General features: G+C 69.6%; 22 protein-coding genes and 1 tRNA gene. 8 read left to right on the plus strand and 15 right to left on the minus strand.

Annotated features, from left to right (window positions below):
• Positions 1 to 3: 3 nt before the first annotated feature.
• From HNQ73_RS04420 to HNQ73_RS04430, 3 genes are read right to left on the minus strand one after another with little or no spacing between them, the layout of a single operon-like run.
• Positions 4 to 1,131 (minus strand): ABC transporter permease, encoded by a 1,128-nt coding sequence (locus HNQ73_RS04420; RefSeq protein WP_183332663.1) that lies wholly within the window; start codon positions 1,129 to 1,131, stop codon positions 4 to 6.
• Positions 1,128 to 2,666 carry an ABC transporter ATP-binding protein gene (locus tag HNQ73_RS04425; protein ID WP_373284854.1) on the minus strand — a complete coding sequence of 513 codons (1,539 nt, stop codon included), beginning with the start codon at positions 2,664 to 2,666 and terminating at the stop codon, positions 1,128 to 1,130. The genes HNQ73_RS04420 and HNQ73_RS04425 overlap by 4 nt, the downstream gene beginning before the upstream one ends.
• 19 nt (positions 2,667 to 2,685) lie before the next feature.
• Positions 2,686 to 3,684, minus strand: a complete 999-nt coding sequence (locus HNQ73_RS04430; RefSeq protein ID WP_183332665.1) for a BMP family lipoprotein — start codon at positions 3,682 to 3,684, stop codon at positions 2,686 to 2,688.
• Positions 3,685 to 3,858: 174 nt separating this feature from the next.
• Here HNQ73_RS04430 and HNQ73_RS04435 point away from each other — a divergent pair, with 174 nt between their 5' ends.
• A complete protein-coding gene (locus tag HNQ73_RS04435) occupies positions 3,859 to 4,671 on the plus strand; it encodes a HesA/MoeB/ThiF family protein (protein ID WP_183332667.1) in 813 nt (270 codons plus the stop codon).
• 3 nt (positions 4,672 to 4,674) lie between these two features.
• On the opposite strand, the gene HNQ73_RS04440 is transcribed toward HNQ73_RS04435, so the two are convergent.
• The 7 genes from HNQ73_RS04440 to HNQ73_RS04470 form a co-directional block, all read right to left on the minus strand.
• A complete protein-coding gene (locus HNQ73_RS04440; protein ID WP_183332669.1) occupies positions 4,675 to 4,959 on the minus strand; it encodes a hypothetical protein in 285 nt (94 codons plus the stop codon).
• Positions 4,960 to 5,103: 144 nt separating this feature from the next.
• Entirely contained in the window at positions 5,104 to 7,530 is a 2,427-nt protein-coding gene (gene pheT, locus HNQ73_RS04445; protein WP_183332671.1) for a phenylalanine--tRNA ligase subunit beta, read from the minus strand.
• A gap of 13 nt (positions 7,531 to 7,543) precedes the next feature.
• Complete coding sequence (pheS, locus tag HNQ73_RS04450) at positions 7,544 to 8,626, minus strand: phenylalanine--tRNA ligase subunit alpha (RefSeq protein WP_183332673.1); 1,083 nt, start codon at positions 8,624 to 8,626, stop codon at positions 7,544 to 7,546.
• A 184-nt stretch (positions 8,627 to 8,810) separates the two neighbouring features.
• Positions 8,811 to 9,173, minus strand: a complete 363-nt coding sequence (gene rplT / locus HNQ73_RS04455; protein ID WP_183332675.1) for a 50S ribosomal protein L20 — start codon at positions 9,171 to 9,173, stop codon at positions 8,811 to 8,813.
• A 32-nt stretch (positions 9,174 to 9,205) separates the two neighbouring features.
• Positions 9,206 to 9,406, minus strand: coding sequence for a 50S ribosomal protein L35 (gene rpmI, locus HNQ73_RS04460; protein ID WP_183332677.1), 201 nt, complete (start codon positions 9,404 to 9,406; stop codon positions 9,206 to 9,208).
• A gap of 310 nt (positions 9,407 to 9,716) precedes the next feature.
• Positions 9,717 to 10,238 (minus strand): translation initiation factor IF-3, encoded by a 522-nt coding sequence (infC, locus tag HNQ73_RS04465; protein WP_213363803.1) that lies wholly within the window; start codon positions 10,236 to 10,238, stop codon positions 9,717 to 9,719.
• A 197-nt stretch (positions 10,239 to 10,435) separates the two neighbouring features.
• Positions 10,436 to 11,668, minus strand: a complete 1,233-nt coding sequence (locus HNQ73_RS04470) for a glycosyltransferase (protein WP_373284855.1) — start codon at positions 11,666 to 11,668, stop codon at positions 10,436 to 10,438.
• Positions 11,669 to 11,736: 68 nt separating this feature from the next.
• Between HNQ73_RS04470 and HNQ73_RS04475 the strand changes: the two genes are divergently transcribed.
• Complete coding sequence (locus HNQ73_RS04475; RefSeq protein WP_183332683.1) at positions 11,737 to 12,531, plus strand: alpha/beta hydrolase; 795 nt, start codon at positions 11,737 to 11,739, stop codon at positions 12,529 to 12,531.
• Here the strand turns inward: HNQ73_RS04475 and HNQ73_RS04480 are convergent.
• The 4 genes from HNQ73_RS04480 to HNQ73_RS04495 all read right to left on the minus strand — a co-directional run bounded on the left by HNQ73_RS04480 (position 12,518) and on the right by HNQ73_RS04495 (position 14,049).
• Entirely contained in the window at positions 12,518 to 12,787 is a 270-nt protein-coding gene (locus HNQ73_RS04480) for a BQ00720 family protein (RefSeq protein ID WP_183332685.1), read from the minus strand. The genes HNQ73_RS04475 and HNQ73_RS04480 overlap by 14 nt on opposite strands.
• Positions 12,788 to 12,828: 41 nt before the next feature.
• Positions 12,829 to 13,257, minus strand: a complete 429-nt coding sequence (locus HNQ73_RS04485; protein ID WP_183332687.1) for an Hsp20 family protein — start codon at positions 13,255 to 13,257, stop codon at positions 12,829 to 12,831.
• 268 nt (positions 13,258 to 13,525) lie between these two features.
• Positions 13,526 to 13,601 (minus strand) — tRNA-Ala (locus tag HNQ73_RS04490).
• An 82-nt stretch (positions 13,602 to 13,683) separates the two neighbouring features.
• On the minus strand, positions 13,684 to 14,049 hold the full coding sequence (locus tag HNQ73_RS04495; RefSeq protein WP_183332688.1) for a TIGR02300 family protein: 366 nt from the start codon (positions 14,047 to 14,049) through the stop codon (positions 13,684 to 13,686).
• Positions 14,050 to 14,224: 175 nt separating this feature from the next.
• Between HNQ73_RS04495 and aroA the strand changes: the two genes are divergently transcribed.
• The 4 genes from aroA (at position 14,225) to HNQ73_RS04515 (ending at position 17,651) form a co-directional block, all read left to right on the plus strand.
• Positions 14,225 to 15,562 (plus strand): 3-phosphoshikimate 1-carboxyvinyltransferase, encoded by a 1,338-nt coding sequence (gene aroA / locus HNQ73_RS04500; protein ID WP_183332690.1) that lies wholly within the window; start codon positions 14,225 to 14,227, stop codon positions 15,560 to 15,562.
• 16 nt (positions 15,563 to 15,578) lie between these two features.
• Positions 15,579 to 16,217, plus strand: coding sequence for a (d)CMP kinase (gene cmk / locus HNQ73_RS04505; protein ID WP_183333318.1), 639 nt, complete (start codon positions 15,579 to 15,581; stop codon positions 16,215 to 16,217).
• Positions 16,218 to 16,303: 86 nt separating this feature from the next.
• Positions 16,304 to 17,125 carry a DUF1194 domain-containing protein gene (locus HNQ73_RS04510; RefSeq protein WP_183332692.1) on the plus strand — a complete coding sequence of 274 codons (822 nt, stop codon included), beginning with the start codon at positions 16,304 to 16,306 and terminating at the stop codon, positions 17,123 to 17,125.
• 121 nt (positions 17,126 to 17,246) lie between these two features.
• Positions 17,247 to 17,651 carry a methylglyoxal synthase gene (locus tag HNQ73_RS04515; protein WP_183332694.1) on the plus strand — a complete coding sequence of 135 codons (405 nt, stop codon included), beginning with the start codon at positions 17,247 to 17,249 and terminating at the stop codon, positions 17,649 to 17,651.
• Between the two features lie 9 nt (positions 17,652 to 17,660).
• On the opposite strand, the gene hrpB is transcribed toward HNQ73_RS04515, so the two are convergent.
• Complete coding sequence (gene hrpB / locus HNQ73_RS04520; RefSeq protein ID WP_244649930.1) at positions 17,661 to 20,132, minus strand: ATP-dependent helicase HrpB; 2,472 nt, start codon at positions 20,130 to 20,132, stop codon at positions 17,661 to 17,663.
• 172 nt (positions 20,133 to 20,304) lie between these two features.
• Between hrpB and HNQ73_RS04525 the strand changes: the two genes are divergently transcribed.
• Positions 20,305 to 22,167 (plus strand): methyl-accepting chemotaxis protein, encoded by a 1,863-nt coding sequence (locus HNQ73_RS04525; protein ID WP_183332697.1) that lies wholly within the window; start codon positions 20,305 to 20,307, stop codon positions 22,165 to 22,167.
• Positions 22,168 to 22,226: 59 nt separating this feature from the next.
• Positions 22,227 to 23,195: a bifunctional helix-turn-helix transcriptional regulator/GNAT family N-acetyltransferase gene (locus tag HNQ73_RS04530; protein ID WP_183332698.1), complete on the plus strand. Its 969-nt coding sequence runs from the start codon at positions 22,227 to 22,229 to the stop codon at positions 23,193 to 23,195.
• The last annotated feature ends 3 nt before the right edge of the window (positions 23,196 to 23,198 follow it).

The raw sequence follows: 23,198 nt of genomic DNA on the forward strand, positions 1-23,198 counted from the left end.
GGCTCACCCGCCCCCGGCCGTGCCCACGCGCCGGCCCGCCGCAAGCCCCGCCCCGAGGGCGACAAGCCGTGCGGCAAGACGCCGGAAGAGCCCCTCGAGCGCCCCTGCGAAAAGCACGATCACGCCGCCGATGACCACGACCATGTCGCGGGTGATGGCCGGCATGTCGAAGGCGAGCTCCGCTCCGCCCTGGTAGAGCACGCCGAAGAGCAGCGCCGCGAAGATGATGCCCGCGGGATGCGCACGGCCCATCAGCGCCACCGCGATGCCGACGAAGCCGTAGCCGGAGGTGAACTCGAGCAGCAGCCGGTGCTGCACCCCCATGATCTCGTTGACGGCGAGCCCGCCGGCGAGCGCCCCCGACAGGGTCATGGCCACCATGATGAGTCGCGCCGGCGACAGCCCGGCGTAAACAGCCGCCGAGGGATTGGCCCCGACGGTGCGGATGGCGTAGCCGAGACGGGAACGGTAGACGAGCGCCCACACGCCCACCGCCGCGGCGAGCGCGAGGAAGAAGGTGAAGTTGAGCGGCGAGGTCGGCGCCGCAAAGCCGAGCGCGCGCAGGGCCTCGTGCACATAGGGAATGACAGCATGGCGCGCGAAGGCGCGCGTCTCCGTCACGCCCGGCTCGCCGATGACGTTGACGACGAGATAGACGATGAGCGTCGCGGCGAGGAAGTTGAACATGATCGTCGTGATGACGATGTGGCTGCCGCGCCGGGCCTGCAGGTAGCCCGGCACGAAGCCCCAGAGCGCGCCGAAGGCCGCCGCGCCGAGGATGCCGGCAGGCACGAGGAGGATGCCGGGCAGGAAGTCGGCATAAAGGCACACGAGGGCCACACCGATGCCGGCGACCGTCGCCTGCCCCTCCCCGCCGATGTTGAACAGGCCGGCGTGATAGGCGAGCGCGACGGCAAGGCCCGTGAAGATGAAATCGGTCGCATAATAGAGGGTGAAGCCCACACCCTCCGCCGAGCCGAGGCTGCCGGCGATCAGGAGACGCGTCGCCAGGAAGGGGTCCTCGCCGATGCCCGCCACGACGAGGCCGGCGACCGCGAAGGCCGCGACGACGCTGAGCGCCGGCACGAGGGCGACATCCGCCCAGCGCGGCAGATCGATGGGCGCGCTCATGCCGTGCCCCCCACGCCCGCCATCAGCAGGCCGAGATCGCGCTCGTTCGTCTCCTCGGGCCGGCGCTCACCCGTGATGCGCCCGCCGCACATGACGAGGATGCGGTCGGCGAGGCTCATGATCTCCTCGAGCTCCACCGACACGATGAGGACGGCGACCCCGGCGTCGCGCAGCGCGATCAGGCGGAGGTGGATGAACTCGATGGCACCGATGTCGACGCCGCGCGTCGGCTGGCCAACGACCAGCACCTTCGGCGCGCGCTCGATCTCGCGCGCCAGCACGATCTTCTGCTGGTTGCCCCCGGAGAACTTCGAGGTCTTTAGGAGAGGATCCGGCGGACGCACGTCGTAGGCGGCCATCTTCTCGGCCAGGTCCGCGACCATGCGGCCGCGATCCAACAGGAGGCCCCGGCCATAGGCCGGGTCGTCAATGAAGCCGAGCGCCGCGCTCTCGTAGGCCGGGAAGGACGGCACGAGGCCGGTGCGCAGCCGGTCCTCCGGCACGTGCAGGAGGCCGAGCCGTCTCAAGTTGTGCGGCGTGTGCGCCTCGCGCGACAGCACCTCGCCGTCGAGGGCGATCGTGCCGTGCGCCGGCTGCCGCATGCCGGCAATCGCCTCCAGAAGTTCGCTCTGGCCGTTGCCGGCCACCCCGGCGATGCCGACGATCTCGCCGGCGCGGACGGTGAAGGACACGTCCGCCACGCAGATGCAGCCCCGCTCGTCGACGACGGACAGGTTCTCGACCTTGAGCCGCGGCTCGCCCGGGACGTGCGGGCGCTTTTCCACCCGCAACAGGACCTTGCGGCCCACCATGAGCTCGGCGAGCGCCGACGGAGAGGTCGAGGCGGTGTCGAGCGTGGCGACCATCTGCCCGCGGCGCATCACCGAGACGCGGTCCGTCACGGCCATGATCTCCTCGAGCTTGTGCGTGATGAGAAGCACCGTCCTGCCGGATGCGCGCAGCGCCCGCAGCAGACCGAAAAGGGCCTTGGCTTCCGCCGGCGTCAGCACGGCCGTCGGCTCGTCAAGGATGAGCACGTCGGCACCGCGATAGAGCGCCTTCAGGATTTCGACACGCTGCTGCAGCCCCACGGGCAGGTCACCGACGCGCGCATCGAGGTCCACGGCGAGGCCGTGGTCGGCGGCAAGGCGCGCAAGCTCCACCCGCGCCCGGGCAAGGCCCCTGGCAAGCAGCGAGCCTCCCTCGGCGCCGAGCACCACGTTCTCGACCACGGTGAGGCTGTCCACCAGCATGAAGTGCTGGTGGACCATGCCGATTCCGAGGCGGATCGCATCGGCCGGACGACGGATGCGGACCGGAGCACCGCCGACGCGGATCTCGCCCCCATCGGCCTCGTAGAAGCCGTAGAGGATCGACATCAGCGTCGACTTGCCAGCGCCGTTCTCCCCGACGATGCCGTGCACCGTGCCCCGCGCCACCGTGAGGTTGACGCGATCGTTCGCCCGCACGGGCCCGAAGCGCTTGTCGATGTCGACGAGTTCGATCGCAGGAGGCTCGACCGCTGCGCCGATCACGGGTGACGATCCTGGCCGTTCAGACGGGACATTTGTTGTCGGCGCGGTAGTCGTGAACCTTGATGGTCCCCGCCTTGATCGCCTCTGCGGCCTTGTCGACCGCTTCCTTCATCTCGGGAGTGATGAGGGCGCGGTTGTTTTCGTCGAGCGCCCAGGCCACGCCATCCTCGGCGAGCCCCAGGTTGAGGATGCCGGCCTGCCACTTGCCGTCCCTGGCGTCCATAAAGGTCTTGTAGGTGGCGGTATCGACGCGCTTCAGCATCGAGGTCAGCACCTTGCCCGGATGCAGGCCGTTCTGGTTGGAATCGACACCGATGCCGAGCTTGCCGGCATCCGCGGCCGCGCGCAGCACGCCGATGCCGGTGCCGCCGGCGGCGTGGTAGATGACGTCGGCGCCCCGGTCGATCTGGCTCTTGGCGAGCTCGCCGCCCTTGACCGGGTCGTTCCAGGCCGCGCCCGTGGTGCCCGTCATGTTCTGGAAAATCTCGGCATCGGGCCGGGCGTGCTTGACGCCTTGCACGTAACCGCAGGCGAAGGCGCGGATGAGCGGCACGTCCATGCCGCCGACGAAGCCCACCTTGCCCGTCTTCGAGGCCATGGCGGCGAGCATGCCGACGAGGAATGAGCCCTCCTGCTCCTTGAAGATGATGGACTGCACGTTCGGCCGCTCCACCACCATGTCGATGATGGCGAACTTGAGGTCCGGGTACTCCCCCGCCACCTTCTCGACTGCGCTCGCCTGGCTGAAGCCGACGGCGACGATGGGCGAATAACCGTCGCGCGCGAAGCGGCGCAGCGCCTGCTCGCGCTGGGCGTCGTTCTGCGGCTCGAAGTCGCGATAGGCAATGCCGGTTTCGGCCTTGAACCTCTCGGCGCCGCTGTAGACGCCTTCGTTGAACGACTTGTCGAACTTGCCGCCGAGGTCATAGACGATGGCGGGCTTGAAATCCTGCGCGAGAGCGGCAGCCGCGCACGCGGCCAATCCGGCGAGCGCTAGGCCGAGGGTCCTGAGACGCATGGAGGTTCCCCTTCGTTCGTGCGGGCGTCGGCCCGGCGGCCGCGCCTGGCTTGCGTCTACGATGACACGGCCCGGGCGCGGATTCCAAGAGCCGCTCCCTGCTCTCCGCGCCCGCCCCCCGCACAGCCGTCTGTGCTGCTTCCGGCCAGCCGCGCCCACGGGTATTGTCGCACCATGACGAACGAAACGACGAACGCCGTCAGCCTTTCGGCCGACGAGATCGAGCGCTACGCCCGCCACATCGTGCTGCGCGATGTCGGCGGCCCGGGACAACTGAAGCTGAAGCGGGCCCGCGTCCTCGCCATCGGCGCCGGCGGGCTCGGGGCACCGCTGTTGCAGTATCTCGCTGCCGCCGGCATCGGCACGCTCGGCATCGTCGACGACGACGTGGTCTCCCTGTCCAATCTGCAGCGGCAGATCATCCACGGCACGCCCGACGTGGGCACGCCGAAGGTCGACAGCGCCGCCGCCGCCATCGCCCGGCTCAATCCGCACGTCAACGTCATCTGCCACCGCGAGCGCGTGACCGCCGACAACGTGCGCGCACTCGTCGCCGGCTACGACGTGGTCGCCGACGGCTCGGACAATTTCGCCACACGCTACGCCGTGGCCGATGCCTGTTTTTACGAGAGGAAGCCGCTCGTCACCGCCGCGCTCGGCACATTCGATGCCTCGCTGACGACGCTGCGCCCCTTCGAGCGCGGGCCCGATGGCACGCCGAACCCCACCTATCGCTGTCTTTTTCCCAGCCCGCCGCCGCCCGGCACCGTGCCGACCTGCGAGGAGGCCGGCATCCTCGGCGCGCTGCCCGGCGTCATGGGCTCGCTCATGGCTCTCGAGGTCATCCGCGCCATCGTCGGCTTCGGCGAGCCTCTCGTCGGCAAGCTGCTGATGGTCGACGCGCGCTCCATGCGATTTGAGATGCTGACCTACGGCTGGGATCCCGACAATCCGCTGAACGGGACCGCGGCGCTGACCGCCGGCTGAGCGTCAGCGCCGGCCCTGCCCCATGTCGAAGATGACGAAGGCCTTGCCGTCCTTGCGCCGGCCGGAAGAGACCGCGCCCTTCATGCCTCGGGCGGGCGCCCGCGCCGCAGCCTCGCCGGACGGCACGAAGCTGCGTTCCCCCCGCCGGGGGCCGAAGGAGGCGAGGCAGGCGTTGTAGGCGAGCGGTTCCTCAATTTTCTCGCAATCCTCGATCGAGCGCGGCTTGCCCTGCGCCAGGGCGGCGCCCGGCAGGCAGAGGACAGCGAGGATGGCAAGCAGGCGCAGCACGATATCCGGCTCCGGCGACGCCCCTTTATACCGGCCGTGCGTGTCCCGGGGCTATACCCCTTGCACCGGCAACCCGTGCAGGACGGCTCGCCCGGCCCGAAGACGGGGCGAGCCCGAGTATTCCGGCAGAGGGCCAGCGCAGCCTCAGCCGCGCAGGGTCGCGCCGGTCTTCTTCGCCACCTGCTCGATGATCTTCGCCGACACGGCCTCGATCTCCGCGTCGGTGAGCGTCTTGTCGGTCGGCTGCAACGTCACGGCGATGGCGACGGACTTCTTGCCCTCGCCCACGTTCGGCCCCTCGTAGACGTCGAACACGGTGACATCGGTGATGAGGTTGCGATCGGCGGCGCTGGCCGAGCGCACGATCTCCGCCGCGGCAACGTCGCGGCCAACGACGAAGGCGAAGTCGCGCGTCAGCGGCTGGAAGTCGGACAGCGCCAGCTTCGGCTTCATCTTCGTGGGCTTGGCCTTGGGCGCCGGCAGCGCATCGAGCGTCACCTCGCAGGCGACCATCGGCCCCTTGACGTCGAGCGCCTTGAGGACACGCGGGTGCAGCTCGCCGAAGGCGCCGATGACGGCCTTGGGACCAAACTGCAGCGTCGCCGAGCGGCCGGGGTGGTACCAGTCAGGCCCGCCGGGCACGATCTGCAGCCCGCCCGTGGGAATGCCGAGTGCCGCGAGCAGCGCCATGGCATCGGCCTTGGCGTCGAAGACGTCTACCGGCCGCGCCTCGCCGTCCCAGCGCCGTCCGACGCCTTCCATGCGGGCCGTGCCGCGGCGCAGCGCGCAGGCGACCATCTTCTGCCCCTCCGGCTCGTCCGAGACGAAGATCTGGCCGACCTCGAAGAGCGCCACGTCGGGATAGCCGCGGTCCGCATTCCTCTGTGCCGCCCTGGCCAGGCCGGGCACCAGACTCGGCCGCATGTCGGAGAGCTCGGATGCGATGGGATTGGCGAGCGCAAGGCGCGGGTCGCCGCCGCCGAACAGCTCCGCCTCCGCCTTGCTGATGAAGGACCAGGTGACGGCCTCCACGAGCCCGCGCGCCGCGAGTGCGCGCTTGGCGAGACGCGTGCGCTTCTGCAGCAGCGTCAGCACCGGCTTGGGCACCCCCGGCGCGAGGCGGGGGAAGGGCACAGCCGGCACACTGTCGAGCCCCGCGATGCGCGTCACCTCCTCGACGAGGTCGGCCTTGCCCTCCACGTCGGCGCGCCAGGACGGCGGCGTCACCTCGACCACGTCGCCCGAGCCGCGGACCTCGAAACCGAGCGCCTCGAGTGTGCCGCGCATGGTCTCGGCCGGCAGCTCGAGGCCCGTGAGGCGCCTGACCTCCGCATAGGGGAATGCGATGACGCGGCGCGTGTCCGGAACCGCGCCGGCCAGCGTTGTCTCGCTGGCCTCGCCGCCGCACAGGTCAAGCACCATCTTCGTCGCCAGCTCGAGGCCGGGCAGGCAGAAGGCGGGGTCAACCCCGCGCTCGAAACGGTAGCGCGCATCGGAGACGATGCCGAGCTTGCGCCCGGACTGGGCGATGTTGAGCGGATCCCACAGCGCCGACTCGATCAGCACGTCCGTGGTCGTCTCGTCGCAGCCCGAATGTTCGCCGCCCATAATGCCGGCGATCGACTCGACGCCCTTGTCGTCGGCGATGACCACCATCGACGGGTCCAGCGTATAGGTGCGCCCGTCGAGCGCCAGCACCGTCTCGCCCTCGCGGGCGCGGCGCACGACGATGTTGCCGGCGACCTTCCCCGCGTCAAAGACGTGCAGCGGCCGGCCTCGGTCGAAGGTCATGTAGTTGGTGATGTCGACGAGGGCGTTGATGGGCCTGAGGCCGATGGCCTTGAGGCGCCGCTGCAACCACTCCGGTGACGGCCCGTTCTTCACGCCACGCACGAGGCGCAGCGCGAAGGCCGGGCACAGGTGCGTGTCCTCATCCGCGAAGTCGAGCGAGACGGAGACCGGGCACGGGCCCTTGCCGGGAACGGCCTCGATCACCGGCGTCTTCAGCCGGCCGAGGCCGGCCGCGGCGAGATCGCGCGCGATGCCCGCGACGCCGAGCGCATCGGCCCGGTTGGGCGTCACAGCGATCTCGATGACCGGATCGTCGATGCCCGCATAGGCCGCGAAGGGCTGGCCGACCGGCGCATCCGCCGGCAGGTCGATGATGCCATCATGGTCGTTCGACAGCTCGAGCTCGAAGGCCGAGCACAGCATGCCACGGCTCTCGACGCCGCGGATGGTGCCGACCGCGAGCGTGATGCCCTTGCCCGGAATGTAGGTTCCGGCCGGCGCAAAAACGCTCTTCATGCCGGCGCGCGCGTTGGGTGCACCACAGACGACCTGCACCGGCGGCTCGCCGCGGCCGGTGTCGACCATGCAGACACGCAGCCGGTCCGCATTGGGGTGCTGCTCGGCCGAGATGACGCGCGCGATGACGTAGGGGGCAAAGATCGCCGCCTTGTCCTCGACGGCCTCGACCTCGAGGCCGATGCGGTTGAGCGTGTCGGCCACCTCCTGCACGGAAGCGTCGGTGTCGAGGTGGTCCTTGAGCCAGGAGAGGGTGAACTTCATCTTGCGTCTCTCCTCACGCGCTCAGGCCGCCGGCCAGCGTCGGCAGGTCGAGCGGGCGGAAACCGTAATGCGACAGCCAGCGCACGTCCGCCTCGAAGAAGGGGCGCAGGTCCGGCATGCCGTATTTCAGCATCGCGATGCGGTCGATGCCCATGCCCCAGGCGAAGCCCTGGTACTCGTCCGGGTCGAGCCCGCAGTTGCGCAGCACATTGGGATGCACCATGCCGCAGCCGAGAATCTCGAGCCAGTCATCGCCCTCGCCGAAGCGGATCTCGCCGCCCTTGCGGGAGCACTGGATGTCCACCTCCGCCGAGGGCTCGGTGAAGGGGAAGAAGGACGGGCGGAAGCGCATCTTCACCTGGTCCACCTCGAAGAAGGCCTTGCAGAACTCCTCGAGGATCCACTTGAGGTGGCCGATGTGGGAGGACTTGTCGATGACGAGCCCCTCCACCTGGTGGAACATCGGCGTGTGCGTCTGGTCCGAGTCGCAGCGGTAGGTGCGGCCCGGCGTGATGACGCGAATCGGCGGCTTCTGGCCGAGCATGGTGCGGATCTGCACCGGGCTCGTGTGGGTGCGCAGCACCTTGCGCTCGCCCTTCTCGTCCGGCGGCAGGAAGAAGGTGTCGTGCATCTCCCGCGCCGGATGGCCGGGCGGGAAATTGAGCGCCGTGAAGTTGTAGAAGTCGGTCTCGATGTCCGGCCCCTCGGCGATCGAGAAGCCCATGTCGGCGAAGATGGCCGTGAGCTCGTCGATGACCTGGGAGATCGGGTGGATGCGGCCGCGCGTCTGCGGCCCCTCCTGCAGCGGCAGCGTGACGTCGACGCGCTCGGCGGCGAGGCGTGCGGCGAGCGCCGCCTCCTCCAGTTCGGCCTTGCGGGCGGCGATGGCGGCATTGACGCGGTCGCGCAGGCCGTTGATCAGCGGACCCTTCTCGCGCCGCTCCTCCGGCGTCATGGAGCCGAGCGTCTTCAGGAGTTCGGATACGCTGCCCTTCTTGCCGAGCGCGGAGACGCGCACGGCCTCCAGAGCGGCCTCGTCCGCGGCGGCGGCGATGGCGCCGAGCAGCGTGCGTTCGAGAGTGAGAATGTCGGTCATCGGTCCCTCGGGATGGTTACCGCTTGTCGGCAACGGCCGAAGGACCATCAAGCCCTTGGGCCGCGATGGGGCGAGCGGCGCTGTGCGCCGCTCATCGCTTCCAGGGCCTCGGTAGGGCGGATGCGGTGCCGCGGCACGGCCGCTGGGGCGGGACGAGGCCCTGCCCCGGCGGGCGCCACAGGCGTCAGGCTGCCGGCAGCGCAGCCTTGGCTTTCTCGACGATCGCCTTGAAGCTCTCCGGCTCGCGGATGGCGAGGTCGGACAGCACCTTGCGGTCGATCTCGATCCCGGCCTTGCCGAGGCCGTCGATAAATCGGCTGTAGGTCAGGCCATGCTCGCGCGCCGCGGCATTGAGGCGCTGGATCCACAGGGCACGGAAGCTGCGCTTCCTGTTCTTGCGGTCGCGATACGCATACTGCATCGCGCGATCCACAGCCGCCTTGGCGGTGCGGATCGTATTCTTGCGGCGGCCGTAGAAGCCCTTGGCGGCCTTGAGGACCTTCTTGTGTTTGGCGTGAGAGGTCACGCCACGCTTGACGCGGGCCATGCGCTAATCTCCTGGAACTGGGGCGATGGGGTTCAGCCGCTGGGCAGGAAGAACTTCTTGACGTTCTTCGCGTCGCCCTCGAAGAGCACCGTGGTGCCCCGCTGGTTGCGGATGAACTTGTTGGACCGCTTGATCATGCCGTGGCGCTTGCCGGCCTGAGCGGCGATGACCTTGCCGGTTCCGGAGATCTTGAAGCGCTTCTTGGCGCTAGACTTCGTCTTCAGCTTGGGCATTTTGCTTCCCTTGTCCGCCGCTGCCGGCACCTCGCGAAGCCTCCGCGCGAAAACCCGGAGTACTCCCGAACGGCGCCGAGCAACGGCCCATATGGTCGAAAGCGCTGCAGACCGCCACGGCAGCCCGTTTGAGCCGGGCGATCTGAACGAGGCCGGGCTTATGCCAGAGATGGCGGGGAAAGGCAATGGGGTGGGGCGGAAGGGCGCAGGCTGTTCCCCATCCTGCCACACCGCGGGCGGGCCCATCCCGGCAAAAGGCCGCCGGCGATGCCGGCGGCCTTCGGTCATCTCGACGTGATCGGGCGGCGTCTCACCGCGGCGCCATCACCATGATCATCTGGCGGCCTTCGAGCTGCGGCTCGCTCTCCACCTTGGCGATCTCGCTCATCTCCTCCTTGACGCGCACCAGGAGCTTGTAGCCGAGATCCTGGTGGGCCATCTCGCGGCCGCGGAAACGCAGCGTCACCTTGACCTTGTCGCCCTCCTCGAAGAAGCGGCGCATGGCCTTCATCTTCACCTCGTAGTCGTGGGTGTCGATGCCGGGACGCAGCTTGATTTCCTTGACCTCGACGGTCTTCTGGCGCTTGCGCGCCTCGGCGGCCTTCTTCTGTTCGAGGAACTTGTAACGCCCGTAGTCGAGCAGCTTGCAGACCGGAGGCGTGGCATTGGGAGCGATCTCGACCAGATCGAGCCCGACCTCCTCGGCGATCCTCAGCGCATCGAAGAACGGCACGATGCCGCGGTTCTGCCCGTTTTCGTCGATGAGCTGGACTTCACGGACACCACGAATGTCCCGGTTGGCGCGCGGCCCCTCCTTCTGGGGCATCGCCATTGCTCTCATAGGCCTGCGAATGGTTCGTAACTCCTCGTTCAGCGCCGGTGCGGATGCATCCTGCGGCCTGGGACAGCGCGACAAGACCCGGCCCTTCGGACCGATCCGCCGATGCCAAGCCGCGACGCTGTCGCGCCGTTACGCTCGTTCTGGCTGAAACGCCGACATTCTGCACAAAGCCGCGAAAAGTCAACAGATCAGCCGCGTCGATGCGGGCTTCGCGCCTCGATGAGCGCGGCGTAGACGTCGAGCGTGTCGGCGACCATGCGCTCGAGCGAGAACATGTTCTCGACATGCGCGCGCGCGCGCATGCGCAGCGCCTCGGCCTGGGTGGCGCCGAGGGACAGCACCTCGCCAAGGGCCGCTGCCAGGGCCGGCGCGTCGCCTGCCGGCACGTGCCAGCCTGTGCGCGCGGAGGCGTCGACCTGTGGCGGCGCCAGCACCGTCTCCGGCACGGCGCCGAGATCGCTCGTCACCACGGGGGTGCCCATGGCCTGCGCCTCCACGGCCACCCGGCCGAAAGCCTCGGGTTCCGTTGAGGGCACGGCGACGACGGAGGCCGCCAGCATGGCCGCCGGCATGTCCGTGCAATGGCCGACACGGCGCACGATACCGGTGAGGCCGCGCTCGGCGATGAGGGCATCGATCTCGCGCACGTAGCTGTCGCGCCCCTGCGCGTCCCCGGCGAGAATGAAGACCACGTCGCGCAGGCCGTTGTCACAGAGGCGGCGCGCCGCCTCGATGAGCACCCGGTGGCCCTTCCAGCCCGTCAGGCGCGCGGCCAGCAGCACGATACGCTCGTGCGGCTCCACCTTCCATTGCCGGCGCAGCGCATCGACGCGCGCCGGCGAGACGGCCGACGGCGAGAACACCGACAGGTCCGTGCCGCGGTGAATCACCCGCAGCCGGTCGCGGGCGAAGGGATGCATGGCCGAGATGAGCTCGGCCGTGTAGCGCGAGTTGGCGATGACGACATCGCCGCGCGCCATCACCGAATTGTAGGTGACCTTGATCTTGGAGCGGCCCGAATAGCTCCCATGATAGGTGGTGACGAAGGGCAGGCCGAGCGCCCTCGCCGCCGTCAGCGCAACCCAGGCCGGGGCGCGCGAGCGCGCATGCAGCACGTCCACCCCCTCGTCGAGGCAGATGCGCATCAGCTTGCGGGCGTTGATGAGCATCGCGAGCGGGTTCTTGCTCGCCGCCGGGAAGGGGATCCACACACCACCCTTGGCCTGCAGCTCGCCGACGAGGCGTCCGCCGACGGTGGCAACCAGCGCCCGCGCGCCGACAGCCGCCAGGCCGGCCGCAACATCGACCGTGGTGCGCTCTGCCCCCCCGATCTCGAGCTCGGGGACGATCTGCAGCACCGTGCGCCCCGTCAACGGGTGCTCGGCCGAGGTGGGGAAAGGTGCCGGCATGCCGGGTCGCATCAAAACTGCCACCGGTGTATGAGGCCTTCGAACGGCGAACTGAGAACAGCCCCTGCGGAGTGTTTAGGATGAGCGCGCCCGAACCGCAATTTCTGAAACGCAAGGAAAATGGGGACGAGTATCGCCTGGCGCTGCGCAAGCGCGCGGGCCGGGCGCCGGCCGTCGTCTGGCTCGGCGGCTTCCGCTCCGACATGCTGGCGACCAAGGCCTCGGCGCTTGACGACTGGGCCGCGCGCTCCGGGCACGCCTTCGTGCGCTTCGACTACACCGGCCACGGTGAGTCGGAGGGCGATTTCGAGAAGTGCTGCATCTCCACCTGGCTCGCCGACAGCCTGGCCGTCATCGAGGCCGAGGCCGGGGAAGCACCGGTCCTCGTCGGCTCGTCCATGGGCGGCTGGCTGGCCCTGCTCGCGAACCGCGCCCTGCGCGCCAAGGGTTCGCCCGCCGCACCCGGCGGCCTCGTGCTGATCGCGCCGGCGGTCGACTTCACCGAGCGGCTGATGTGGGACGTGATGCCCGAGGCGGTGCGGGACGAGATCATGCGCGAGGGCCGCTATCTGCAGCCCTCGCAATATTCACCCGAGCCCTATGCCATCACCCGCCTGCTCATCGAGGACGGGCGCAACCACCTCATGCTCGGCAGCCCCATCGCAACCGGCTGCCCGGTGCACATCCTTCAGGGCATGCAGGACCCGGACGTGCCGTGGCAGCACGCCATGGAACTCGTCGAGCACCTGCCGGGGGACGAGACGGTGATCACGCTGGTGAAGGACGGCGACCACCGTCTGTCGCGGCCGCAGGATCTCGACCTTCTGGTCTCTGCGGTGGAAGGGCTCGTGACCCAGCAGGTCAGTGGACGCTGACGGTCTCGAGGTCGTTGGCCCAGGCATTGGCGATGGCCGCGTCCTTCGAATCGGTCAGAAGGATCGGCGTGCCATCGGCCGCCAGCAGGGCGAAGAGCTTGAGACCGGGCTGGATCTCCGGCACCTGGGGAAAGAGCTGGCGCACCTGCTCGGAGCGGATGGGCCGCACATAGGCCACCTTGCCGCCGCCGGCCTCCGCCAGCGCCGCGACATCATGGATATCGCCACGGAATTCGAAGCTGTCATTGCCGTTCATCACACCCTCCTCATGAAGCGGTGTCGGTGATAGGCCGCGGTTCAGCCGCGCGCCTGGATGTCGATCTTGCGGATGATCCGCTCCGGTTCCGGCCTCGCGAGATCGACGGACAGAAGGCCGTTCGAGAGGTCTGCACTGAGCACCTCCATGCCGTCGGCCAGCAGGAAAGTCCGCTGGAACTGCCGTGCGGCGATGCCGCGATGCAGGAAATGTCGCGTCTTGTCCTCGTTCTGGCGCCCGCGGATGACGAGCTGATTCTCCTCAACCGTGATCTCGAGCTGCTCACGAGTGAACCCGGCGACAGCCAGCGTGATTCGCAGACGGTCCGGTTCACTCTCCGTGCGCGGCAACCGCTCGATGTTGTACGGCGGATACCCGTCCGACGTCGCCTTGGCGACGCGGTCGAGCGCCCGCTCGATCTCGTCGAAGCCGAGCAGAAAAGGGGACGACAGGGACGGTACACGCGACATTGCGAAGCCCTCTCAGGCACTTCGGAGCCTCGGACCCGCCTGGGGCGGCGTCCTGGATGAGAAGGATATGGCGCTCCCCCACCGGCCGGTCAAGAGCAAGCTGTGCAGGTGCCGTGGCCCATGGTTAAAGGGGGCTGCACCGATGCCGGACGCGGAAGGGAAGGTCTTGCGCGCCATCAACCGGACGCGCCTGTCACGCCGAAGCTTCGCAGGAGGATGCCACCCTCGTCAGCGGCGGACTTCAAATCTTTGGATCAATCGGAGGGTTTGGTGGAGCCAGGCGGAATCGAACCGCCGACCTCTTGAATGCCATTCAAGCGCTCTCCCAACTGAGCTATGGCCCCATCCGAACCGGTGCGGCTTGGGTTCCGCACGGGGCCGCCGCGAAGGCGACGGCCGGGTCTATATCCTCAACGCGCCGTGGTATCAAGCCTCTTCATCGTCGTCGATATCGCCGTCGATGAGATCGCTCACGTCGTCGTCGGACGTTTCGTCTTCTTCCAGGAAAGTGTCGTCGTCGTCAATATCGTCTTCGAGATCGACGTCGTCATCCACAACAACTTCCTTGGCCTTCTCGCCGGCGGCAACCTCGTCGAGCGACACGATGTCCGCGCCGGTCTCAAGCTCGACGTCATCGCCCTCCTCGCTCCGGGCATCGGCACGGCCGCGCAGGGCCTGCACGACGAAAACCGTGCTGCACTTCGGGCAGACGATCGGATCCTTGTTGAGGTCGTAGAACTTGGCGCCGCAGCTCAGGCATTGGCGCTTCGTGCCGAGTTCCGGTTTCGCCACGGTGGTTCTCTCTCGCGGGGTTGAGGTTGAGCGCTCCCGTTAGTCATGTGGCCGCCGCCTGTCAAACCCTAATCGCAGTTTTTCATCGGCCAGGCTGGCGATTTCATCCGGCGGCGAAATGCGCTAGGGAGCGCGTGCCTGCTCTTTCCTGCTCTTTCAACCGGATCCGAGGCCCGTGTCTTCCCATTCGGCAATTCCGCAACCACTCACTGCCCGCCGCGGCGGCCGCCTCTCCGGCCGCCTGCGGGTGCCCGGCGACAAGTCCATCTCCCACCGCTCGCTGATCTTCGGCCTGCTCAGCGCCGGCGAGACGGCGATCAGCGGGCTGCTGGAGGGCGAGGATGTGCTGCGCACGGCAGACGCCGTGCGTGCGCTCGGCGCCGCCGTCGAGCGCCTCGGCGAGGGGCGCTGGCGCGTGCGGGGCGTGGGCATCGGCGGGCTCTCGAACCCGGCGGGGGTGCTGGACTTCGGCAACGCCGGCACCGGCTCCCGGCTCATGATGGGCGTAGTGGGCGGCCATCCCGTCACCGCGACATTCGACGGCGACGCCTCCCTGCGCAAGCGGCCGATGCGCCGCATCCTCGACCCGCTGGTGATGATGGGCGCACGGGTGCTCTCCGAGGCCGAGGGCGGGCGCTGCCCCATCACGCTGGAAGGCGCGCGCGAGGCCGTGCCCATCGTCTATGAGACGCCGGTCGCCTCGGCGCAGATCAAGTCGGCCGTGCTGCTGGCCGGCCTCAATGCGCCCGGCCGTACCACCGTCATCGAGGCCGAGGCCTCGCGTGACCACACCGAGCGCATGCTGCGCCATTTCGGCGCAGAGGTGAATATCGAGCCGCACGGCGCCCACGGCCGGCGCATCACGCTGGTCGGCCAGCCGGAGCTGACGGCACGGCCCGTCGTCGTGCCGGCCGACCCTTCCTCCGCCGCCTTCCCGCTCGTTGCCGCGCTCATCGTGCCGGGCTCGGACATCGTCCTCGAAGGCGTCATGATGAACCCGCTGCGCACTGGCCTCATTACCACGCTCATGGAGATGGAGGCGGACATCACGGTGCTCGACCGGCGCGAGGAAGGCGGCGAGGAGGTGGCGGACCTGCGCGTGCGCGCCAGTGCGCTCAGGAGCATCGAGGTGCCCGCCGAGCGCGCCCCCTCGATGATCGACGAATATCCCATTCTCGCCGTCGCGGCCGCCTATGCCGAGGGCGAGACGGTGATGCGCGGCCTGCAGGAGCTGCGCGTCAAGGAATCGGACCGGCTGGAAGCCGTCCGGGCCGGCCTCCTCGCCGCCGGCGTGGATGCCGAGATCTCCGGCGACGATCTCATCGTGCGCGGCGGGCGCGTGCCGGGCGGCGGCACGGCCGCGACGCACCTCGACCACCGTATCGCCATGTCGTTCCTGGTGCTCGGCCTCGCGAGCGAGAAGCCGATGCAGGTCGACGACGGCGCGATGATCGCCACGAGCTTCCCGACCTTCGTGCCGCTGATGCACGGTCTGGGCGCCGATATCGGCTGACGGACGGGGAATGGCCATGATCATCGCCATCGACGGTCCGGCGGCCTCCGGCAAGGGCACGCTCGGCCGCCGGCTCGCCGCCCACTTCGGCCTGCCGCATCTCGACACCGGTCTGCTCTATCGGGCCGTGGCGCACCACCTCATCAGCGCGGGCGAGGCGCTCGACGACGTCGCGGCGGCGACGGCGGCAGCCCGCGCGCTCGACCTCCAGCGTCTCGACGACGCGGCCCTACGCGGACGCGCGATGGGAGAGGCGGCCTCCATCGTCGCCGCCATGCCGAGCGTGCGCGAGGCGCTCGTCGCCCTGCAGCGCGCCTTCGCCGGGCAGCCCGGCGGGGCAGTGCTCGACGGCCGTGACATCGGCACGGTGATCTGCCCCGGCGCCGACGTGAAGCTTTTCGTCACGGCCAGCGCCGAGGAGCGGGCGCGCCGCCGCTGGCGCGAACTCGTCGCGCGCGGCGAGCCGGCCGACCAGGCCGCGATCCTGGAGGACATCCGCCGGCGCGACCAGCGCGATGCCGAGCGGCCGACGGCACCGCTTGCCGTGGCTTCCGACGCTCACCGGCTCGACACGACCCATCTCGACGCCGACGGCGCCTTTGCTGCGGCGCTCGGCATCATCTCCTCGGTGATGGCCTCACGCACGAAATCGTGACCAGGCGGAAACCGGCCGCTCCATCGTTTTGCCGGCAGTGGCACACTTGATGGTCCCCTCGCCTACCGGGACAGAGGAGACGCGAGATGGCCCATCCGGCAAACGGGGCGCTGCTGTGGGGATCAGCCGTCCGGGCGGCGCTCGCCTTTCTCTTGATGCTGCCGGCGGCCGCTCTCGCGCAGGGAGGGCCGCAGGAGGTCGACGTCGCCCTCGTCATCGCGGTCGACATCTCCTATTCCATGGACGAGGACGAGCAGCGCCTGCAGCGCAAGGGCTACGTCGAGGCCCTGCGCTCCACGGCCGTGCTCGATGCCATCGCGCGCGGCCCCATCGGCCGCATCGCCGCCACCTATGTCGAATGGGCCGGCTCCAACTCGCAGGACGTGGTCGTACCCTGGCAGGTGATCGAGGGCCCGGAGAGCGCCGATGCCTTCGCCGAGCGCATCGCGGCTGCACCCATCCGGCGCGCCTACCGCACCTCCATCTCCGGCGCCATCGACTTCTCGGCCAGCCTCTTCAGCAAGATCGGCGTCAAGGCCATGCGGCAGGTCATCGACATCTCCGGCGACGGGCCCAACAACCAGGGCCGGCCCGTGACCGCCGCCCGCGACGACGCCGTGGCCCGCAACATCACGATCAACGGGCTGCCGCTGCTCTACAAGCGCTCGAGCTACATGGACATCGCCAATCTCGACGCCTACTACCGCGACTGCGTGATCGGCGGCTTCGGCGCCTTCATGGTTCCGGTGCGCGAGATCGAGCAGTTTCCCGACACCATCCGCAAGAAGCTTGTCATGGAGATCGCCGGCATCAGCGAGCCCGCGCCGCGCCTCGAACCGACAGCGGCGCAAGAGAAGACCTCATGCCTCGTCGGCGAATGGCGCTGGAATGAGCGGATGGGCAACTGACGCGATGACGCCGGCACCCATGCACGAGGCGGGACGCGGGGCCGGCCGGAGGCCGATTGCGCCAAGGCGGCGGCTTTTCTAAGACCGGGGAGCCTTCCTCCGGCCCCAAGCGAAAGCCGCCATGACCGAGACGACCGAGACCCCCGCCGCCCCCCTCACCATCGCCCTCGTCGCCCACGACGCGAAGAAGGAGGAGATGGCCGCCTTCGCCGAGGCGCACCGCCATCAGCTCGCCGGCACGAAGCTCTACGCCACCGGCACCACCGGTGCGCGTGTGATGGAGCGGTGCCCGGAGCTCAGCGTGACGCGGCTGAAGAGCGGGCCGCTGGGCGGCGACCAGCAGATCGGCGCCATGATCGCCGAAGGGCGCATCGACATGCTGATCTTCTTCGTCGATCCGCTGTCGCCGCATCCCCACGACGTCGACGTGAAGGCGCTGATGCGCCTTGCGCTCGTCTATGACATCCCCATGGCGCTCAACCCGGCCACGGCCGCCCTCCTGCTCCCCCTCAAGGTGCAGGGGTGAAGGGACCCTTCACGTGCCGCGCGGCTTGGCCCGCGTCGTCGGCTGGGCGCTGACAGGGTCTTCCGGCCAGGGGTGCTTGGGATAGCGGCCGCGCAGCTCGGCCCGCACCGCAGCCCACGAGCCGCGCCAGAAACCCGGCAGGTCGCGCGTGATCTGGATCGGCCGGTGCGCCGGCGACAGCAGCTCAAGGATGAGCGGCACGCGCCCACCGGCGAGCGTCGGGTGCCTGTCGAGCCCGAACAGCTCCTGCACCCGCACGGCAATGGAGGGCCCCTCCTCCCCGTCGTAGTTGACCGGGATGCGCGATCCCGTCGGCGCCTCGAAGTGGGTGGGCGCCTCGGCGTCGAGCCGGCGCATCAGCTCCCACGGCACCAGGCTGCGCAGTGCCGCGTCGAGATGGCCGGCATCAATGCCGGCGAGGCTCGTCACGCCCAGGATGTGCGGCGCCAGCCAATCCTCGACGGTCCGTGCCAAGGACTCGTCAGAAAGGTCCGGCCAGGGCTCGCCCTCGGCCCGGCGCAGAAAGGCGACGCGCCCGCGCAGCTGCTGCTGCGTCCTGGTCCAGGGCAGGCAGTCGATGCCCAGGGCTGCGATGCCACGCGCGAGGGTCGCCGCGGACGATCCGTCCGCCGGCACGGCGAGCGGCTGCTGCGAGAGGACGACAGCACCGAGACGACGCAGCCGGCGGGCGCGCAGGGCGCGTGCGGCCCGGTCGAACGTCACCTCCACGACCGTCTCGATGCGATGGCCCGCGACGGCCTCGATGGCCTCCGGGGTGATCGGTGCCGCGAGCACGATGCGCGCGCTCGCCCCGCCGCCGGCGATCTCGGCCACGGCGAGGAAGGGCTCCCGCGCCAGCCGGTCGGCGGGATCGACGAAGGCGCCGCGTCCGTTGGCGAGCAGAAACTCGCCCGCCTTGCCCCGCGCGCGGGCGATACGGTCCGGATAGGCGAGCGCGACGAGGGCGCCCGGGTCGTCGTCCGCCACCTCGGCGGGCAGGCCCGCCGCCGCAGCCTGCCGGGCCCAGCCGGCAGCCGTGCGACGCATGTCGGCCGCCCGGCGCGAGCCATCGGTGCGGAAACGCTCCAGCCGCTCGACGAGGTCCGTCCCGTTACCGCCGAGGCCGCGCTCGACAAGGACAGCGGCGATCTCGGCCGCCGTGCCGGCCGCAGCACCCGCGGCAAGAACCATGCGCGCAAGGCGCGGCGGCAGCGGCAGGTCGTGCAGGTGCCGCCCCGTCGGCGTCAGCCGGCCGTCGCCGTCCAGCGCGTCGATCTCCACGAGGAGGCGCCGCGCCTCGGCGAGGGCGGGCGCCGGCGGCGGATCGAGAAAGCGCAGCCGCGTCGGGTCGGCGAGCCCCCAGGCCGCACAGTCGAGCATAAGGGGCGCGAGGTCGGCACTCAGGATCTCCGGCCGCGCGAAGGGCTCAAGCGCGCCGTTGCCCGCCTCCTCCCACAGCCGGTAGCAGACCCCCGGCTCCGTCCTGCCGGCGCGGCCGCGCCGCTGGTCGGCGGACGCGCGCGAGACGCGTACGGTCTCGAGTCGCGTCAGGCCGAGATCGGGCTCGTAGCGCGGCACGCGTGCCAGCCCCGAATCGATGACCACGCGCACACCTTCGATGGTGAGCGAAGTCTCGGCGATGGAGGTGGCGAGCACCACCTTGCGCCGGCCAGGCGGCGCGGGCACGATGGCCCGGTCCTGCTCGGCGCGCTCCAGCGCGCCGTAGAGGGGCGCGACATCGACGGCCGGGTCCCGGATGCGCTCGGCCAGCAGCTCCGCGACACGGCGGATCTCGCGCCCACCGGGAAGGAAGACGAGGATCGAGCCCTGCTCGGCGCCGAGCGCGGTGAGCACCGCGTCAGCCACGTCCTCCTCGATGCGCCGCTCGGGCCTGCGGCCGAGATAGCGCGTCTCGACCGCGAAGGCGCGGCCCTTGCTCTCGATCACCGGCGCATCGCCGAGCAGCGCGGCGACGCGCGCGCCGTCGAGCGTCGCCGCCATCACGAGCAGCCGCAGGTCCTCCCGCAGGCCTTCCTGCGCATCGATGGCGAGGGCGAGGCCGAGATCGGCATCAAGCGAACGCTCGTGAAACTCGTCGAACAGGACCGCCGACACACCCTCAAGCGACGGATCGTCGAGGATCATGCGCGTAAACACGCCCTCGGTGACCACCTCGATGCGGGTCCGGCGCGACACCCTCGTCTCGAGCCTGACGCGCAGGCCGACCGTCTCGCCGACCGCCTCCCCGAGCATGGCGGCCATGCGGGCGGCCGCCGCGCGCGCCGCGAGGCGCCGCGGCTCGAGCAGGATGATTCGCCCCCCGCACCAGGCCTCCTCGCGCAGCACGAGCGGCACGCGCGTCGTCTTGCCCGCGCCGGGCGGCGCCACGAGAACGGCAGCGTTGCGCTGCGCGAGCGCAGCCCGCAGGGCGGGCAGGGCCTCATCGACAGGCAGGGGCGATGCAGAGGGCAGATGCGTCATGCCGCCCTTGATGGCGAAGAAGAATGCCGCCGGCAAGCGAGAGGTCGTGCATCCGCCGGCGACGATCTTCACGGAAGATGACGAAGAGACACGCAAACCGGCGCTCGGCAGGGCTTTGTTTACACCCGCGGCGTAGTCTTCCTTCTCAGCCGCCATCGGAACGACGATTGGAATGCCTTCCTTCAACTACTTCCTTCCGTTCGTCGAGAGCGCATCGTTTCTCGTGCTGTCGTCCGTGCTGCTCGCGGTTCTCGCGAAGCCGCTGGCACGCCGGCCGCTCGCCTGGCAGATCACAGTGGGCGTCGTCTTCGGCCTCGTTGCCCTGGTGAGCATGCATCGTCCGGCTGTTCCCCATCCGGGCATGCTGTTCGATGCGCGCAACGTGCTGGTAACGCTCGCCGCGCCCGTCGGCGGCATCCTGAGCGCCACGATCACCGCCTGCATGGTGCTGGTGATGCGCTTTAATGCGGGCGGCACCGGCGTTACGGCCGGGCTCATCGCCATCGTCATGTGCGCACTGGCCGGATCGGCCTACCACCTCTACCTGCGGCACACGCGCCGCGAGCTGAGCTGTCGGGACCTCCATGTCCTCGGCGCCGTGGCGGGCATCCTGCCCCTGTTTGCGCTCGTCGCGCTGCCAAGCTGGGAGGCGACAGTCGAAACACTGCGGACGATCGCGGCCCCGCATATCATCGTGAACTGGCTCGGTGTCGAGATCACGGGCATGCTCGTCCTGTGGGACAGGGAGCGGCGCGCGGCCGTGCAGGCGCTCCGTGAGACCGAGCTGCTGCGGCGCGGCATCGTCGACAATGCGCCGGGCGTGCTCTTCCAGCGCGTGCTGCATCCGGACGGCCGCATCTCCTTCCCCTTCGTCTCCAAGGGCGCCATCGACATCTTCGGCGTCGAGGCGTCCGAGATCATGCGAAATGCCGAGAACGTCCACCGCCTCGTGCACCCGGAGGACTTTGCCACCTATCGCGAGGCGCTCGACGTCTCCGCCCGCGACGGCGCGCCGTGCAACGTGCAGGTCCGCATCATCCGCCCCGAGGACGGCCGCACTGTCTGGATACGCACCCAGGCCTCGCCGCGCGCGGGCCGCAACGGCGAGATCATCTGGGACGGCTTCGTCATCGACGTGACCGACCGCATCGTCGCCGACGAGCTGCGGGCCGAGAACGAGCGCTCCCGGCAGCGCACGCTGCACCAGCTCGCCGACCGCTTCGAGCAGGGGGTCGGGCAGGCGCTGCGCCAGCTCTCGCGAGCGGCCGACGACATGCGGGCAGCGGCCGGCAACCTGGCCACCACCGCGCAGGGCACCAGCCGCAAGGCAACCGAGGTGGCTGCCGACGCAGAGGCGACCTCCGCCCATGTGCGCACGGTGGCCGGCGCGGCCGAGCAGATCCACGCCTCCATCGACGAGCTCACCCGCCAGTCCATGGTGACGGTGGACAAGGCGCGCGAGACCTCCGAGCATGTCGCAATGACCCGGGCCGACGTCGACGGCCTCGTCGAGGCAGTGCAGAAGATCGGCACCATCGTCGAGTTCATCGAGGACATCGCCAACCAGACCAATCTCCTGGCGCTCAACGCCACGATCGAGGCCGCGCGCGCCGGCGCCGCCGGCCGCGGCTTTGCAGTGGTGGCGGGCGAGGTCAAGAGCCTCGCCGTGCAGACGAGCCGCGCAACCGCCGAGATCGCCGCCAATATCGAGACCATCCGCAACGCCTCCGTCGCGGCGGTGCGGGCCGTGGCCTCCATGGACGGAACGGTGGCCGAGATCGGCCAGGCCGCGTCGATCGTCGCCGACGTCGCCAAGGCCCAGTCGCGCGCCGCCGAGGAGATCGCCGCCAGCGCCCGCCAGGCGGCAACGAGCACCCAGGCAGTGTCGAGCAACATCGGCGACGTGCGGCTCGACGCCCAGAGCGCCGGCGTCGCCGCCGAGCAAGTGCTGCAGGCGGCGACGGAGCTCGACGAGCAGGCCCTCGCCCTCAACGAGGCCGTCGACGCCTTCGTACGCCAGGTCCGCTCCGCCTAACAGATAGTTGACTCAGTCAAACAATCACAGGATGCTGCCGCGATGGGAGGGTTCTACCCATGGTGACGGCAACACTTCGCCATGCCGGGACAGGCATGGCCACGGGCAGCACGCTCGACGATCGCATCGCGGCCGTGCGCCGCTTCAACCGCTTCTACACGCGCGAGATCGGCTTCCTTCACGAGCACCTGCACGACAGCGGCTTCGTGCTAAGCGAGGCACGCGTGCTCTACGAGCTCGCCCAGTGCGGGGAGACGACCGCGACCGAGCTTCGCCGCCGGACGGGGATCGACGCCGGCTATCTCAGCCGCCTGTTGCGCCGCTTCGAGGAGAGGGGGCTGGTCGCTCGCCGCGCCTCGCCGGACGACGGGCGCCGCTCTCTCCTGTCCCTCACCGAACAGGGCCGGGAGACCTTCGCCGGTCTCGACGCGGCAGCCCGCCGTGAGGCCGGGGCGCTCATCGCGCCCCTGACGGAGGACGCGCAGGAGCAGCTGGTCACGGCCATGGCCGCGCTGGAGAATGCGCTTGGCGCCGGCCGGCTCGATCCGGCCCGGATCGTCCTGAGGGATCCCCGTCCAGGCGACTTCGGCTGGATCGTCGCCCGCCACGGTGCGCTCTACGCCGAAGAATATGGCTGGGATGCGACCTTCGAGGGACTCGTGGCACAGGTGATCAGCGACATTGTGCAGAATTTTGACCCCGCACGCGAGCGCGTCTGGATCGCCGACCACGACGGCATCAGGCTGGGCTCCATCTGCCTCGTGCGACAGTCCGACGAGGTGGCGAAGCTGCGCCTGCTGTTCGTCGAGCCTGCGGCACGGGGGCTCGGCCTCGGCCGGCGGCTGGTGGCCGAATGCATCGCCTTCGCCCGCGCCGCGGGCTATGCCCGCATCACGCTGTGGACCAACGACGTCCTGACCACGGCCCGCGTCATCTATGCCAAGGCCGGGTTCCGCCTCGTCGCCGCCGAACCCCGCAGGAACTTCGGCAAGGATCTCGTCAGCGAGACCTGGGAGCTCGACCTCTAGCGG

The organism is Chelatococcus composti (assembly GCF_014201415.1).
Lineage (GTDB): Bacteria > Pseudomonadota > Alphaproteobacteria > Rhizobiales > Beijerinckiaceae > Chelatococcus_A > Chelatococcus_A composti.

Bases quoted from the DNA above. Each gene is read 5' to 3' on its own strand.
- rpmI (WP_183332677.1), bottom strand. From the start codon at position 9,406: ATGCCCAAGCTGAAGACGAAGTCTAGCGCCAAGAAGCGCTTCAAGATC.
- infC (WP_213363803.1), bottom strand. From the start codon at position 10,238: ATGGCGATGCCCCAGAAGGAGGGGCCGCGCGCCAACCGGGACATTCGT.
- hrpB (WP_244649930.1), bottom strand. From the start codon at position 20,132: ATGACGCATCTGCCCTCTGCATCGCCCCTGCCTGTCGATGAGGCCCTG.
- HNQ73_RS04485 (WP_183332687.1), bottom strand. From the start codon at position 13,257: ATGTCGCGTGTACCGTCCCTGTCGTCCCCTTTTCTGCTCGGCTTCGAC.
- HNQ73_RS04475 (WP_183332683.1), top strand. From the start codon at position 11,737: ATGAGCGCGCCCGAACCGCAATTTCTGAAACGCAAGGAAAATGGGGAC.
- HNQ73_RS04525 (WP_183332697.1), top strand. From the start codon at position 20,305: ATGCCTTCCTTCAACTACTTCCTTCCGTTCGTCGAGAGCGCATCGTTT.
- HNQ73_RS04515 (WP_183332694.1), top strand. From the start codon at position 17,247: ATGACCGAGACGACCGAGACCCCCGCCGCCCCCCTCACCATCGCCCTC.
- HNQ73_RS04530 (WP_183332698.1), top strand. From the start codon at position 22,227: ATGGTGACGGCAACACTTCGCCATGCCGGGACAGGCATGGCCACGGGC.
- HNQ73_RS04470 (WP_373284855.1), bottom strand. From the start codon at position 11,668: ATGCGACCCGGCATGCCGGCACCTTTCCCCACCTCGGCCGAGCACCCG.
- pheS (WP_183332673.1), bottom strand. From the start codon at position 8,626: ATGACCGACATTCTCACTCTCGAACGCACGCTGCTCGGCGCCATCGCC.
- HNQ73_RS04435 (WP_183332667.1), top strand. From the start codon at position 3,859: ATGACGAACGAAACGACGAACGCCGTCAGCCTTTCGGCCGACGAGATC.
- HNQ73_RS04510 (WP_183332692.1), top strand. From the start codon at position 16,304: ATGGCCCATCCGGCAAACGGGGCGCTGCTGTGGGGATCAGCCGTCCGG.
- HNQ73_RS04430 (WP_183332665.1), bottom strand. From the start codon at position 3,684: ATGCGTCTCAGGACCCTCGGCCTAGCGCTCGCCGGATTGGCCGCGTGC.
- rplT (WP_183332675.1), bottom strand. From the start codon at position 9,173: ATGGCCCGCGTCAAGCGTGGCGTGACCTCTCACGCCAAACACAAGAAG.
- pheT (WP_183332671.1), bottom strand. From the start codon at position 7,530: ATGAAGTTCACCCTCTCCTGGCTCAAGGACCACCTCGACACCGACGCT.
- HNQ73_RS04420 (WP_183332663.1), bottom strand. From the start codon at position 1,131: ATGAGCGCGCCCATCGATCTGCCGCGCTGGGCGGATGTCGCCCTCGTG.
- HNQ73_RS04480 (WP_183332685.1), bottom strand. From the start codon at position 12,787: ATGAACGGCAATGACAGCTTCGAATTCCGTGGCGATATCCATGATGTC.
- cmk (WP_183333318.1), top strand. From the start codon at position 15,579: ATGATCATCGCCATCGACGGTCCGGCGGCCTCCGGCAAGGGCACGCTC.